Here is a 14,527-nt window from a genome sequence, read left to right as displayed (position 1 = left end):
ACTGACTTACTATGACATAAGAATATCTTCTGTTTTCTTTAATACATATTTAAAATTTCTTGCTTCATGAGGTAAAATAATATGATGAATTCTTTTATTCAGAGGAGCCCATCTGTGCGGATCAGAATTAAGAAATATTACAAGACTTTTGGTTTTTGTTACAGATGCAAGATGTGAAACCCCTGTATCATTTGAGAAAAGCATTTTTGCATTTCGGATTAATGATGTTAGAACCCCCAGACAAGTTTTCTCTACTAGGTCTACAGGCTTATAATTCATAAGGCCTTTCACTTCCCTGACTATTTTCTTCTCTTCTTTCGTACCTGTCAAAACAATCTTATATCCCTTTTTTGAAATCATATCTCCTATGTTTGCAAAGTATTCAGGATTCCATCTCCTTGTGGTATCTCTTGACCCTGGATGAAGCACTACATAATCTCCTGGATTCAACCTATATTTTGCAACCAGATTATCAAACAAAATATTTTCATCCTCTTTAAGAGGAAATTCTAACATCTTGCCATCAGGCTTAACTCCTAAATATCTCATTAAAGAAAGATGCCTTTCTATCTCTGACAAGCCTTCAGGATATTCCATATACAAATCCTTATCTGGACAAAAATCTCCGGATTTAAAATACCCTGCTGTACTCTTTGCACCGAATAACTCTACCATCGGATTTACAATTGATCCATTACCTTGCATCTGAATGATTAAATCAAATCTTGCTGCAAGTACGTGTTCTGCAAACTTTATAAATTCAACAGGTTTATATTCCTGTTCTGGTAGTCCAGGAAAGCCTGGGAATTTTATAAATCCGGAAAAGTACATTGGATATCTGTCAACAAAAGCTTTTGCCCATGGCAGGCCTATCAATATGATTTCTGAATCTGGAAGACACTTCTTTAAGGCCCTTATTGCTGGAATTGCACATAACATATCTCCCAGCTGTAGTGCTCTGAATATTGCTATTTTCTTTGGATTCAATCCCCTCAAATCTTTCATCCTTATAATCCTCTCTATTGATTTAATAGAATTTCATGGACATTTGTTATTTTCCGGATTAATAAGGTGGGGTTAAAACAAACGTAGTAAATTAGATATAAACTTTCTGATCTGGTTAAACCCTTAAAAACATAGAATTATCTTAATAATTTCATTGCTGCATTATAAACCTCTTCGACTGAAATTGATTCAATAAATGAATGTTGGTGCTGGCAATTTTCACTATGTGGTTCGAATGGATATGGATCAACAGGAGCAATCCCACAAACGCAGCATTTTATTTCCCAACCTATTACCGGCCTATGTTTTTCTCTTGTGAGAGGAGCCCAGTTGATAAGGTTAGGCGCCCAATATAAACCAACAGTTTTAGCCTGTGCAGCAATGGCTACATGAAGTGCTCCTGTATCAATAGATATAACCAGAGAAGATAAATTATAAAAAGCAGCAAGTCCACCTATTGAAAAAAGACCAGAAGAATCAAAGATAACATTCCCGGACATCTTAACTATCTCTTCGTTGTATGTTCTGTCTTCTTCAGAGCCAGTCAGAACGACAACAAATCCGGATTTAACAAGTAATCTGCTCAATGCGGAGAACTTTTCTTTTGTCCACATCCTTCTTATATCTTTGCCACAGGTATGAATGGCGATAAACCTACCATTGATGCTATTGCTCTCAATATATTTGTGAACCTCAGAATAATCTTTATGAAACAAATGGATCTTAGGAGGCTCAAGAAGTTGCTGAGCTCCTGTAAGAGAAACTACTTCCAGATATCTGATAAGTTCTGATTGGTAGTAATAAAAGTTAAGACTGTTGTCTGGCTGCTCAGATTCTTCACAACTAAGTCCTATAGTATACTTTGCATTTAATCTTTTTAAAAAAGGTATTGCAGCATTTCCTTTCCCTTGAAAACTAATGGCCAGGTCAAAATTTTCATTTTGAACAGATTTAAAGAATAACTCTGTTTCATCAGGATTTTCCGTTACCCCAGGTTCTTCCCTTAAGCCATTCATTACAGGAATGACTATTACACGGTTTATGCAAGTTCTCCTTAAACCGTTGTTATCTGTTTCCTCCAAAAAAAATTTATGCCATTCCTTCCCAAATAAAATAATTTCAGCATTTGGAAAGAAATGGTTTAAAGACTGAATTGCTGTAAGCGTTACAATAAAATCACCAAGAGCATTTGCTCTCAGAACACCTATTTTTTTTACTTCAGTTTTGTCAATTCCTACAGCTGTATTATTGTACTTCACTTAACTTTCTATTATTTAACCTTTTCTTTAATCAATTTTTCTTTCTGATAAATACCTACCAGTTCGGCTTCTTCAATTACATGTCCCTTCGATAACTTAAGAACAGTTTCTTTATTAGATTCCGGAGCAAGAGGCAAAACAATGTCCAGTGCATAAAGTTTAAAGACATATCTGTGCTTATTTTCAGGAGGACAAGGACCTTCATATCCAAAAGTATTCCCATTACATAAGCCTTCAATCGAACCAGGACTCACCGCTCCTTCTTCAAATCCATTTGAAGTACCTGGTATATTAAAGACAAGCCAATGTACCCATGGCGTTTCACCAAGTGTATCAGCATCTACAACAGTTAATACAAGGCTATAGGTTTTAGATGGTATATCAATAAATTGCAATGGTGGACTGATATTCGGCCCCTCACATGTATATTTCTTTGGAATAGTTTCTCCATTTTTGAATACTGAACTGATAAGTTTCATAATTCTTCATTTTTATAGTAGCTATAATATTATAAAAAGAAAACATCGTGAGAAATGCATATGTTATGAATCAAAAGGATGTACCTGAAGATGTGTCAGATCATTGAATTTTTCAAAGCAAAAAAATGGAGAACGATATTTTACTACATATAAACCCATATTACTGTGATTAAAAAGATTCATATCAATGAGATCAAGCTCAATTAAAGTGGCTAAGAGAATTCTCATAACTCTTCCATGAATGCAGATAAGTATATATTCATCTGTTACATCATGGATTAAATGTTGCAAAAAGGGCCTGATACGGTCACGCACATCAATCGGGCTTTCTCCATCCGGCAGTTTTGCATCCATATTCCCTTCGTTCCATTTTTGAGTCAATTTCTTATAAAGACCTTCAGGCTCAATACTTGATTTAACGCCATCATATATACCATAACTGATTTCATTCAATTCAATATATGCTTCATGAGAAATACCCCATTTAATAAATAGATCAACAGACTGAATACTTCTTTTGAGTATTGAAGTATATATCTTTGTAAACGGAATACTTTTATAGAATTCATAAAAATTTTGAGATTGTAAAAGACCTTTTTCATTCAGCCCAAGGTCAACTCCAGAGCCCTGAAGAATATGGCAGGCATTGTAATCTGTTTCTCCATGTCTTACAATGTACAAAGTCTTTTCTTTCATTTTATCAACCTTAATCTCATTTCTATCCCTCCCAGATCATTCAGGTTTACAATATAATCTCTCCATCTGTTAATATCTGTCCAATTATAAAAAAAAGAAGAATAACAGAATGAGTTTTTTTAATAAATGAGGGATTTTTGTTCTTCATATCCAGCAAATAAAAATTTAACAAAATTTAAAGCTCCTTTGTTTAAAAGAAGGTATATATAAACCTTCTCTCCACCATTTCATCTATTAAGGTAAAAATTCAGTGAAGCTTATTTAATAGTGAATATTTACACTTCATTAATTACAATACCTGCATTAAAAGAAAATTAGAAAATCATATAAACATTCAAAAAAAACAATTTAAAAACGGGAGGTGTTTTTTTTAGAGAATCATTAAAATATTATAATGACAAAAAAACTTAAAAACCTGGAAGATCTTTTTGAATATGAACTCAAAGATCTTTATAGTGCAGAAAGACAATTGATTCAGGCATTACCTAAAATGGCCAAAGAAGCCCATAATGCTACATTAAAGGAAGCTTTTGAATCTCATCTTGAGGAAACTAAAGGACAAAAAGAAAGATTAGACAGGGTTTTCGCGTTGCTAAACATAAAACATGGCAATACGAAATGCCTTGCTATGGAAGGGTTAATTGAAGAAGGAAAAGACCTTATTGACGAAAATGCCACGCCTGAGGTAAAAGATGCGGGACTGATTGCTGCCGCTCAAAAAATAGAGCATTATGAAATTTCAGGATATGGAACTGTAGTTCATTATGCTGAGAAGTTAGGACATAAAGAAATACATCAATTGCTTTCCGAAACATTGAATGAAGAAAAGAAAGCAGACACAAAGCTTAATGATCTGGCTAAGAAATCAGTCAATCAGAAAGCAATGGCATAATATGTAATGCTATTCTAAATAAAAAATGACCTTGAAGTTAATTCAAGGTCATTTTTTTGATATGAACTTCAGATTTAAAAAAGTTCATTTATATTTCTTAGATAAGGTGATATAATTAAAACATAAATTTTTATGTCAGATACAAATAAAAAGCTGGGATTGGCAATGGTAGGACTGGGAAAATACAGTACCGGTCAGTTAATACCTGCCATCATCCAAAGTGAATCATTCAGTCTGAAAGGTATTGTTACAGGTTCTGAAGATAAAGCGCAGGAGTATTCCACTAAATATGATATACCAGAAAAAAACATCTATAATTATGAGAACTTTGATTTGATAAAAGACAATCCGGATATAGATATTGTGTACATAGCATTGCCAAATTCAATGCATGAAGAATATGTAATAAGGGCAGCTTTAGCTGGCAAGCATGTTATAACTGAAAAGCCTATGGCCACTTCAGTAAAACAATGTGAAAGAATGATCAATGCTTGTAAAAACGCAAATGTGGAATTATTTGTAGGATACAGGCTGCATTTTGAACCTCACCACCTGGAGGCTATGAAGTTAGGCCAGACTAAAGCAAAAGGAAAGTTAAAGAAAATAATAGGAAGCTTTGGATTTAAGATTGAAGACAATGGTCAATGGAGACTTAAAAAGGATCTTGCGGGGGGCGGTTCACTTGTAGATGTAGGAATTTACGTAATACAGGCTGCAAGATATGTTGTCGGACAAAATCCAATAGCAGTCAAAAATGTAAAAATAGAAAATAAAATTTTTGACAGGCCCAGCGAAGTGGATGGTGATGTAACCTGGGAAATGGAATTTCCTGATGGTGTAATTGCCTTTTGCAGTTCGAGCTACACCAAAGAGTCGGACAAATTGTTTATAGAAGCAGAAAAAGGCTGGATTGAAATAAGTCCTGCATATTACTACTATGGTCTGAAAGGTGCCACAGAACAAGGCACTCTTAAAATGAAAAGGATCAACCAGCAAAAAGCCCAGATGGAAGGTATTGCTGACACAATAATTAACGGTATTCATAATAGAGCTTCCGGCATAGACGGGCTTATCGATATTCAGATAATTGAGGCCATTTATAAATCGGCTAAAACAGGAGAAAGGGTAACTTTAGAAAAAAGACAGGAAAATATTCATGCCTGAAAAAAGTTGATAATATACTAACAAAAAAGGAGACATTGATGTCTCCTTTTTCTGTTATTCAACATTTATTTTTAGGCATTTCAAGGTAAAGAAAACTATACATTTCAAATGCCTGATTTTTCTATATTTTTAAGAACATCTGAATCCTTTATGCTATTTAAGAAGATATCTGCCAAATCTCTATTATAGAAAAGACCTAAAATAGTCCGATCATTTCCTTGAAGGTATACTCCCCAACTTTCTATTTCTTCACCTTCAACTTCGGAACTTGGATCTCCAATAGCTTTATCTATAAATATTTCTCCTTTTTTACGTGCTACTCCACTTTCAGAAACGACATTTTCCCCGCTTGCTCCTGCTTTTGAACTTCCTTTTTTAGATTCCATACCTTAGTTATTTCATAAATAATATTAATCAATAGTAAAACAAACTTGATTTTGAAAAGAGTTCTTTTGTGACAATCAATACTTTATATCTTAAGATACTCCGGTGCATTAATTCCTCTGTCATGAACTGTAGTTTCAAGTTCCTGATGATAAGCACCACTGGGGATCACTCCACAACCTCCATATTTCTTCATTACTCTTAATTGAGCAAGCACGTCTTCTCCACAATGGTTTACAGGAAGGTCCCTCCAGAAAGAAAAACCTCCTACATCTCTTAATTTTTCAGTATCATACATAACACAGCCTCCTACCCAGGCGATTTTGTAAGGAACAGGAAATTCAGAATGAAACCTTTTATGTCTTTGAACATGTAATATATTGGCAGCATTATGCAATCGATATCTTAGCCATTCCTTTGTTCCTGGCTCTACAGTTTCGGGTTTAACTTTTTCCTCCCATAATTCCATCGCTTGTTCATGAGATCTTTCATCATTCAGATATGATAGTCCTATAACAGCATTTCCGGTAAAGCCACATTGTTCCTTCATCAAAACATCCTTTAAATTCTTAATGACAAATGATTCCAGGATAAGATCATCGTCTAAATAAAGGCAATATTTACTTTCTGTCTGATCAAGCAAAAACTGCCTTTGATGAGCCAGACCTCTGGTAGGAAGATTCTTGAGAATAGTCACAAAAGTACCGCGAGATCGATGTAAATTAATTACTGTCTGAAGAGATACACTATTCTCATTACAATTATCTTTTGACTGATCTGAAATAATAATTTTATATCCTTTTTCTGTTTGAAAATAAAGGCTCGTCAAAAGAACAGCAAGTGCTTCTGGTCTATGATAAGTGGGAATCAGGATAGTAATAAGGTTCATGTATTTTTTTATAGTACAGTTTTAACCACGAGTATAATCAAAGGTTTTAAGGGCATGAGCAATGGTAGAAATATATTCCGGAAAACATTATTTAATATACTCGGAATGACTTTTGCCTGATTCTATTGACATTTTTAAAACTTCTACAAGATGGAAAGATCGTTGGTGTGCCAGCTGCGATACTTGTTCTTTACAACTGAAACCATTCATGACTATAAGTGTATCATCTTCAATCTTTCTTACCACTGGAAGCAAAATACGTTCTCCGGCTGCAACTGATATTTTGTAATTCTTTTCTTCAAAACCAAAACTCCCTGCCATGCCACAACATCCGGCATCAAGCACATTACAATCAAGTCCTATTTTTTTTAAAACTGATAGTTCATCTTTCATCTTTATAATCGCTTTATGATGGCAATGACCATGTATAATTGCTTTTCTTTTTAACTGAGGAAAGCTATAGTCTTTAACTCTATTTTCTAAAAACTCACTAAAGATCAAAGTATTCTTGCTAACCCTGTTTGCATCATCATTATTAGGAAAGAGGTTAAGGAGTTCATCCCTGAAAACACTTACACAACTAGGTTCCAGACCAACAATATTAACCCCTTTCCTCACATCGTCCTTTACATAATCCAATACCTCCAGAAGCCATTTCTGAGCAGTTTCAAGCATTCCGAAGTCATACAGAGGTCTGCCACAGCAAAGAGGTTGTAAAAACACTTTTACCTGAAATCCCAGGTACTCCAGCACTTCCGTTGCCGCAATTGCAATATGAGGATGAAAATAATTATTGAAGGTATCTGCCCAGAGAATCACAATAGGTTTTCCTTCATTTACAATTTTCCTTTTAAAAAACCATTTTTTAAAACTTTCATCTGCAAAATCCGGCATCTGACGTTCCTTCGCTATGCCGGTAATTTTTTTGATGATACTTCCGGTTAAAGATGAATTTTTAATTGTATTGGAAAGTCCCGGAAATAGCATTGCTAATCTTGAAAACTGAGCAATTCTTCCAAATAAATAAGCGCTGAGTGGCCTTAGTTTTCCTTTATAATAATGGGCTAAAAACTCTGCTTTATAAGTGGCCATATCTACCCTTACAGGACAATCACCTTTACAGCCTTTACATGCAAGACATAAATCAAGCGCTTCTTTTACTGATTCATCCTTCCACCCTTTCTTTACGACTTCTCCACGAAGCATTTCAAAAAGCTTATGTGCCCGACCTCTCGTAGAATGCTGCTCTTCCATAGTGACCATATAGCTTGGGCACATAGTTCCTTTATCATGTTTTCTACATTCTCCTACGCCTACGCACCGAAGGGCAGCTCTGGCAAAACTCCCCTTGTCTTCAGGAAACTTAAAATAGGTCTTGGGCTCTTTAGGATTATAGGAAACCCCAAGTCGCAGATTCGATATAATAGGATAAGGATCGATTACTTTACCAGGATTCATCAATCCTTTCGGATCCCATATGGACTTAAACTCTCTGAATGCTTCTATAAGCTCATTGCCAAACATTTTTGACAAAAGCTCTGCTTTAGATTGACCATCACCATGTTCACCGGAAAATGACCCATTATATTTGATTACAAGATCTGATGCTTCATCCAGGAATTTTCTATAAAGCATAATTCCATCAGCGGTTTCCAGATCAAAATTGATGCGGCAATGTAAAAGTCCTTGTCCAAAGTGACCATATAAAGCAGAATAGTAGTTATACTTATCCAACAGCTTTGAAAAGTCACTAAGGTAGTCACCAAATTTCTCAGGATGAACGGCAGTATCTTCCCAACCTTCCCAGGCATCGTCTAATCCGGGAACAAATGCAGTGGCTCCAAGACCTGCTTCTCTGATTCTCCACAATTTTTGCTCTTGTACAGGATCGTCATAAAATATCATAGTAGGCGGGTTATCACCTTTTTTTAATGCCTCCATGACCTGCTTTACCTGATTATCAGCATCCTCCTTGTTATCACCACCAAACTCAACCAAAAGCCAACCCTTGCCTTTGGGCAGAAGTTTTAAGTCTTCTACATGCATGTGCCTGTGTACCATAAAGTCATAAAGTCGGTCATCAAGTCCTTCTAATCCTATGGGTTTATATTTCAACAGTTCATGAGCATGAGCTCCTGCCTGGACTATATCGGGGTATCCCAAGATCAGTACAGATCGGGCTCCAGGATTTGGAAGCAAATGAAGAGTAGCATTTAAAAAAACGACACAAGTACCTTCAGTACCAGCCAGTGCTCTGGCCACATTAAAACCATTTTCAGGCAGCAATTCATCAAGGTTATAGCCAGATACTCTTCTTGGAATTTTAGGAAAGCGCTTTCTTATTTCTTCACCATACTTGTCAACCAAATTTTTTAGTCTTTTGTAAATCTCTCCCTTACGCCCCCCCTCGTTGATCAGCTTATTTAATTCCTCCTCGGATGTTTTTCCTACAGTCATCTTCAGACCATCATAGGTAAGAATTTCCAAAGAATGCAGATTATCCGAAGTTCGGGCGCCGAGTCCATGATTTGCAGCCATTACTGAATGTACTCCACAAGAATTATTTCCAATCATTCCTCCTAAGGTGCAATGAGTATGAGTAGAAGGATCAGGACCGAATATAAGCCCAAACTTTTGTGCCTGCTTGTTTAATTCATCCAAAACAATTCCAGGTTCAACAGAAGCAAGCATTAAGTCTTTATTGATTGAAAGAACCTTATTATAATATTTAGACATGTCCATCACTATAGCAACATTGCAGCATTGTCCGGCCAGACTTGTCCCTCCACCTCTGGATAAAAGCGGAGCGCCATACTTTTGACAGATTTCTGTTGTAATAATTATATCTTGTAAATTTTTAGGGATTACAACTCCAATAGGAACCTGCCTATAATTAGATGCATCAGTTGCATACATTGCCCTGGTTCCGTCATCAAATTTGACTTCCCCTTGTAGTTTATTTTTTAACTCATTAGATAGTTGCTCTACATCTACTTCTGGGGATTTGTCGTGAAGATTTAAAGGTAGATTGGATATTTTATATTCCATCGATATAATTTTATCTGTACAAGAATTTTTCCGCGTCTTTTTTCTTAAGTTCCAGTCCTATTCCAGGTCTTGAATAGTCAGGCTTGAGATATCCGTTTACAGGAGTAATTGCACCATCAAATAGTTCTTTTTCTATTTTATAATGATCAAAAAAGTATTCCATATGAATGATGTTTGTAGCACAAGCTACATGGAGATGAAGAGAAGGAGCACAATGTGTAGAGACCGGAATGTTGTATGTCTCCGCTAAATTTATTGCCTTAATCATTTCTGAGAATCCTCCACACCTCGATGCATCTATTTGCAATATATCAACAGCCCTTTCCTTTAGCATTCTGTTAAAATAGAAAAGATTATAGCCATATTCTCCCGCAGTGATATTTATTGGAGGAGGTACTTTTTCAGTAATATACTTAAGTGAATCGATATCATCTGAAGAGACAGGTTCTTCAAACCAGACAACTCCCAGTTCTGCAAACCTTTTACTATAGTACAAAGCTTCTTTTTTCAGATATGCACCATTTGCATCTACAAAAATCTCAGTTTTGCCTCCATAGTATTTCTGAAGTTTTAGGATTCTGGATTCGTCTTCTATAGCATTTCGTCCTATTTTAATTTTTATTTTATTCATTCCGAAAGACTGCCAAAGCTTAACCTGATCTTCCAATTGCTGATCAGAATAATTTGTAAATCCTCCGCTGCCATATACTGCTACCTTTTCTTTTAGGCTACCTAATAATTTTACTAAAGAAATATCAAGTAATTTAGCTTTTAGGTCCCAAAGTGCTGTATCTATTGCAGATATTGCCATAGAGGATATCCCATCTCTTCCCTGATTCCGAATTGCATGAATCATTTGATAACCTATTGATGGAATATCAAAGACGTTCATTCCTGTAATTCTTTCGGAAAGCATTTCTTTTATTAAAATAGCTGTAGCGTAACTGGCATAACTATAACCAATACCTGTTTTGCCGCCACCGCTTATTTCGACATATACAAGAATAGTGTGATCCCAATCCAAAGTCCCGTCTGCTTCAAAAGTTTGGGTTGGGATCTTATAAGCTGAAACATGCACATGCTTTACAAGGACAATATTTCTTTCCATCTTGTTTTATGGAAGAAAACTTTGGGCTCTGTCTTTTAATGTTTGGGTTAATACTCCTAGCTGATCCGGATCCCCCTTAAACATAGCTTTGGCAAAAGCATAGGCTTGTTCAAATGTAATGTGAGGAGGCAATGTAGGAACATTAGGGTCCGTATGGGCATTTATTACAACAGGTCGATCAGAACGAAATGCTTCATCCCAGACATGACCTACATCTTCCGGCTTTTCCATACTTAAACCACGAAGACCAAGCATTTCCGCAAAACGGTCATAAGGGACATCAGGTATATTCTGAGAAGCTTCGAATTTAGGATTACCTTCCATCGCTCTTTGCTCCCATGTGACCTGATTAAGATCTTTGTTATTTAATACGAGAATGACTAGCCTAGGGTCACTCCAGCGCTTCCAGTATTTTGAAATGGTGATCAATTCATTTATTCCCAGCATCTGCATTGCTCCATCTCCGATAAGGGCAATAGGAACCCTGTCAGGAAAAGCGAACTTAGCTGCAATGGTATATGGGACCCCAGGACACATAGTCGCAAGATTTCCTGATAAAGAAGCTTTCATTCCATATCGGATCTTTAGATCTCTTGCAAACCAGTTTGCAGATGATCCGGAGTCTGAAGAAAGAATACAATTATCAGGTAATCTGCTGGAAAGTTCCCAGAATACTCTTTGCGGATTAATCGGATGCGCACTTGCCATAGCTCTTTTCTCCAGAAGCTTCCACCAATCTTTTACATTATCCTCTATCCTTTTCCTCCAACTCCTGTCTTCTTTAGGAGAAATTAATGGAATAAGTGCACGAAGTGTCTCTTTACTATCTCCCATTAAACTTATTTCCATCGGATATCTGATATTAAGCATCTTGCCATCAATATCAATTTGTATTCCTCTGGCTTGTCCCTCTTTTGGCAGAAATTCTGAATATGGAAATGATGAACCTATCATTAAAAGTGTATCACACTCCTGCATCATATCCCAGCTTGGAGAAGTTCCCAGCAATCCAATAGAACCTGTAACAAATGGCAGATCATCTGATATAACTGCTTTGCCCAATAAAGCCTTTGCTATCCCAGAACCAAGTAATTCAGCAATTTCTATTACTTCTCTTCCAGCCCCATTGGCACCTGCTCCGATAAGAATAGCAACTCTTTGACCTGCATTTAAAATTTCTGCAGCTTTTGTTAAATCTTCATGTGATGGTACAATTAGAGGTTTGGAATAGGACATTCCTGAATGTATTGTTCCATGTTTATGTTCTGGGGCCTCAACAGCCTTCTCAAGTTGAAGATCATTAGGGATAATCAGGCAGGTAACAGTTCTTTCTGTCAGGGCAATCCGAAAAGCCCTGTCTATTGCATGCCTCATCTGAGAAGGTTCTGTAACCATGATTACATATTCATGCGCTACATCTTTATACAAAGAGACCAGGTCCACTTCCTGCTGGTAAGATCCTCCCATGGCTCCTCTCGCTTGTTGACCGACTATGGCGACAACAGGCTGATGATCCATCTTTGCATCATACAATCCGTTTAAAAGATGTATTGCACCAGGCCCTGAAGTAGCCAGGCAAACACCGACTTCTCCGGTATACTTTGCATGTCCGCATGCCATAAATGCTGCGTTTTCCTCATGTCTCACCTGTATAAAATCTATCAGCCCTTCCGCTCGATCCAAAGCACCCATTATTCCGTTAATTCCATCACCGGGATAACCGAAAATTCTTTTAATATTCCATTCGGAAAGTCTTTTGACAAGGTAATCGCTTACATTTTGGCTCATAATTCGGAAGTATGGTTTCGTGAAAACTCTTAACCTGGTGATCATGAGGATTGTTTATAGATAGAATTAAATGAGATTGGATGTATACTATCCAGAAACTTTTTCCAGACATAAGCCTGTTGTAATGTTAAGCAGGATAATAAATGATAAGGACATGATAGATCCAGACAAAAAAGTAGAAAAAGATAAGGCTAAAAAGTCCAATCTTTATAAAAGTTCTCAACAACCTGATCATTTTGAAAACGAAGGCGGTGAATATATTGAAGCTGAACCTAATAAGAGAAAAAATGACGAATTTAAAGATGATGATAAAAAATGAGTCAGCCTTGTACTAATAGACTCGAAATTATAACGACTATTACCTGATTTTAAAATGAAAATTGTTCATACTTTAACTAGCAAAAGTATGAACAATTTTGAGGTGCTAGAGTTTCTTCAAATGCACTTCAATATTTTTTAATATGAATGATGATCCGATTGTGGCAGAATCTCTGGTCTTAAATAACAGAACTCAGAATGATGTCAAAGAAGATATTTTAGCTCCACTAAATACTAATGCTCTTAATAACTGGAAAATTGCAATGGCAATATCTGTTATAATGATCATAACCGGAGGTTATTGCCTTGGGAAAACATGGTGGGATGGCGTTGGAATGTGGGGTGAAGATAAAACTATTAATTGGGCATGGGATATTACGAATTTTGTCTGGTGGATTGGAATTGGACATGCCGGTACTTTAATATCAGCTATTCTACTTTTGTTTAGAGCAAAGTGGAGAAGTTCTATCAACAGAGCTGCTGAAGCTATGACTATATGCGCAGTTTTATGCTCTGCTTTATTCATTGCTGCTCACCTTGGAAGACCATGGCTGATATATTACATCATACCTTATCCGAACAGACAGGAAATCTGGGTAAACTTTAATTCACCTTTGGTATGGGATGCGTTTGCAGTTACAACCTATCTGACGGTCTCCGTCATTTATTGGTATTTTGGATTGATTCCTGATCTGGGATTACTTGCAAACAGAAGTAAAGGTATCCGGAAAAAGATATATGATTTATTAAGTCTTGGATGGAATAATAACATTGAACTCTGGAGACGATATGAACCAATGATGTATGTATTGGCAGGACTAGCAACTGCTTTAGTCGTTTCTGTACATTCTGTCGTATCAATGGACTTCTCCACAGGGATAGTTCCTGGATGGCATTCAACGATTTTCCCTCCGTATTTCGTTGCTGGAGCAATTCATTCGGGTTTTGCAATGGTACTTACCTTGATGATCCTTATAAGGAAAGTATTAAAACTGGAAAGTTATATTACGATCCGGCATATTGAGAATATGAATAAAATCGTACTCTTTATGGCAGGTCTGGTTGGTATTGCCTATCTGACTGAAGCTTTTATTGCCTTTTATTCAGCTAATGGCTTTGAGATCTATCAAATGCTGTATAGGTTGATGGGAGATTATGCTAAGTACTATTTTTTGATAAACCTGTTTAATTTTATACTCCCGCAATTATTATGGAAGAAAAGTTTAAGAAGGAATATTTTATTTAGTTTTATCCTTTCCATAATAGTAAATATAGGTATGTGGATGGAAAGATATGTAATAATAGTAGTCTCATTATCAAGAGATTTTCTACCTTCCTCCTGGTCTGTATTTGCACCAACTATATACGATGTAGGTGTCTTTATTTTTTCACTGGGCTTATTCTTTTCTCTTTTTCTATTATTTGTCAGATACCTTCCAGTGATAAATATTTCAGAAGTAAGGTCTATGGTTTAGTATTTATAGTGATAGCAAAAAC

The 14,527-nt window shown here is 36.1% G+C and carries 13 protein-coding genes; 4 read left to right on the top strand and 9 right to left on the bottom strand.

The window, feature by feature from the left end:
- Positions 1–9: 9 nt before the first annotated feature.
- The 4 genes from MYP_RS15370 to MYP_RS15355 form a co-directional block, all read right to left on the bottom strand.
- Positions 10–1,005: a glycosyltransferase family 9 protein gene (locus MYP_RS15370; protein ID WP_045465043.1), complete on the bottom strand. Its 996-nt coding sequence runs from the start codon at positions 1,003–1,005 to the stop codon at positions 10–12.
- A gap of 137 nt (positions 1,006–1,142) precedes the next feature.
- Positions 1,143–2,264 (bottom strand): glycosyltransferase family 9 protein, encoded by a 1,122-nt coding sequence (locus MYP_RS15365; RefSeq protein WP_052430246.1) that lies wholly within the window; start codon positions 2,262–2,264, stop codon positions 1,143–1,145.
- Between the two features lie 11 nt (positions 2,265–2,275).
- Positions 2,276–2,743 (bottom strand): YbhB/YbcL family Raf kinase inhibitor-like protein, encoded by a 468-nt coding sequence (locus MYP_RS15360; RefSeq protein WP_045465041.1) that lies wholly within the window; start codon positions 2,741–2,743, stop codon positions 2,276–2,278.
- Positions 2,744–2,806: 63 nt separating this feature from the next.
- Positions 2,807–3,439: a histidine phosphatase family protein gene (locus MYP_RS15355; RefSeq protein ID WP_045465039.1), complete on the bottom strand. Its 633-nt coding sequence runs from the start codon at positions 3,437–3,439 to the stop codon at positions 2,807–2,809.
- Positions 3,440–3,833: 394 nt separating this feature from the next.
- Between MYP_RS15355 and MYP_RS15350 the strand changes: the two genes are divergently transcribed.
- Both MYP_RS15350 and MYP_RS15345 read left to right on the top strand, forming a co-directional pair.
- Positions 3,834–4,331, top strand: a complete 498-nt coding sequence (locus MYP_RS15350; protein WP_045465037.1) for a YciE/YciF ferroxidase family protein — start codon at positions 3,834–3,836, stop codon at positions 4,329–4,331.
- Positions 4,332–4,463: 132 nt separating this feature from the next.
- The gene (locus MYP_RS15345) at positions 4,464–5,495 is read left to right on the top strand and encodes a Gfo/Idh/MocA family protein (protein ID WP_052430245.1); all 1,032 of its coding nucleotides are present in this window, start codon (positions 4,464–4,466) and stop codon (positions 5,493–5,495) included.
- A gap of 104 nt (positions 5,496–5,599) precedes the next feature.
- Here MYP_RS15345 and MYP_RS15340 read toward each other — a convergent pair whose 3' ends face one another.
- From MYP_RS15340 to MYP_RS15320, 5 genes are all read right to left on the bottom strand, one after another.
- The gene (locus MYP_RS15340) at positions 5,600–5,881 is read right to left on the bottom strand and encodes a hypothetical protein (RefSeq protein WP_045465034.1); all 282 of its coding nucleotides are present in this window, start codon (positions 5,879–5,881) and stop codon (positions 5,600–5,602) included.
- Positions 5,882–5,964: 83 nt separating this feature from the next.
- On the bottom strand, positions 5,965–6,768 hold the full coding sequence (locus tag MYP_RS15335; protein WP_045465032.1) for a glycosyltransferase family 2 protein: 804 nt from the start codon (positions 6,766–6,768) through the stop codon (positions 5,965–5,967).
- 87 nt (positions 6,769–6,855) lie between these two features.
- Entirely contained in the window at positions 6,856–9,816 is a 2,961-nt protein-coding gene (locus MYP_RS15330; protein WP_045465030.1) for an FAD-binding and (Fe-S)-binding domain-containing protein, read from the bottom strand.
- Between the two features lie 10 nt (positions 9,817–9,826).
- On the bottom strand, positions 9,827–10,924 hold the full coding sequence (locus MYP_RS15325; RefSeq protein ID WP_045465028.1) for an enolase C-terminal domain-like protein: 1,098 nt from the start codon (positions 10,922–10,924) through the stop codon (positions 9,827–9,829).
- 6 nt (positions 10,925–10,930) lie between these two features.
- A complete protein-coding gene (locus MYP_RS15320) occupies positions 10,931–12,712 on the bottom strand; it encodes a thiamine pyrophosphate-requiring protein (protein WP_045465026.1) in 1,782 nt (593 codons plus the stop codon).
- Between the two features lie 70 nt (positions 12,713–12,782).
- Between MYP_RS15320 and MYP_RS15315 the strand changes: the two genes are divergently transcribed.
- Together MYP_RS15315 and nrfD are read left to right on the top strand one after the other, a co-directional pair.
- Positions 12,783–13,031, top strand: a complete 249-nt coding sequence (locus MYP_RS15315; RefSeq protein WP_045465025.1) for a hypothetical protein — start codon at positions 12,783–12,785, stop codon at positions 13,029–13,031.
- A gap of 142 nt (positions 13,032–13,173) precedes the next feature.
- Positions 13,174–14,505, top strand: a complete 1,332-nt coding sequence (nrfD, locus tag MYP_RS15310) for an NrfD/PsrC family molybdoenzyme membrane anchor subunit (protein WP_045465023.1) — start codon at positions 13,174–13,176, stop codon at positions 14,503–14,505.
- Positions 14,506–14,527 lie beyond the last annotated feature (22 nt).

This window comes from Sporocytophaga myxococcoides (assembly GCF_000775915.1).
GTDB lineage: Bacteria > Bacteroidota > Bacteroidia > Cytophagales > Cytophagaceae > Sporocytophaga > Sporocytophaga myxococcoides_A.
The sequence above is the reverse complement of the archived record's forward strand: the minus strand, read 5'-3'. Positions and strand labels throughout refer to the sequence as shown.

Excerpts from the sequence above, each read along its gene's own strand:
- MYP_RS15370 (WP_045465043.1), bottom strand. The coding sequence starts at position 1,005 with ATGAAAGATTTGAGGGGATTGAATCCAAAGAAAATAGCAATATTCAGA.
- MYP_RS15360 (WP_045465041.1), bottom strand. The coding sequence starts at position 2,743 with ATGAAACTTATCAGTTCAGTATTCAAAAATGGAGAAACTATTCCAAAG.
- MYP_RS15355 (WP_045465039.1), bottom strand. The coding sequence starts at position 3,439 with ATGAAAGAAAAGACTTTGTACATTGTAAGACATGGAGAAACAGATTAC.
- MYP_RS15350 (WP_045465037.1), top strand. The coding sequence starts at position 3,834 with ATGACAAAAAAACTTAAAAACCTGGAAGATCTTTTTGAATATGAACTC.
- MYP_RS15345 (WP_052430245.1), top strand. The coding sequence starts at position 4,464 with ATGTCAGATACAAATAAAAAGCTGGGATTGGCAATGGTAGGACTGGGA.
- MYP_RS15340 (WP_045465034.1), bottom strand. The coding sequence starts at position 5,881 with ATGGAATCTAAAAAAGGAAGTTCAAAAGCAGGAGCAAGCGGGGAAAAT.
- MYP_RS15335 (WP_045465032.1), bottom strand. The coding sequence starts at position 6,768 with ATGAACCTTATTACTATCCTGATTCCCACTTATCATAGACCAGAAGCA.
- MYP_RS15330 (WP_045465030.1), bottom strand. The coding sequence starts at position 9,816 with ATGGAATATAAAATATCCAATCTACCTTTAAATCTTCACGACAAATCC.
- MYP_RS15325 (WP_045465028.1), bottom strand. The coding sequence starts at position 10,924 with ATGGAAAGAAATATTGTCCTTGTAAAGCATGTGCATGTTTCAGCTTAT.
- MYP_RS15320 (WP_045465026.1), bottom strand. The coding sequence starts at position 12,712 with ATGAGCCAAAATGTAAGCGATTACCTTGTCAAAAGACTTTCCGAATGG.
- MYP_RS15315 (WP_045465025.1), top strand. The coding sequence starts at position 12,783 with ATGAGATTGGATGTATACTATCCAGAAACTTTTTCCAGACATAAGCCT.
- nrfD (WP_045465023.1), top strand. The coding sequence starts at position 13,174 with ATGAATGATGATCCGATTGTGGCAGAATCTCTGGTCTTAAATAACAGA.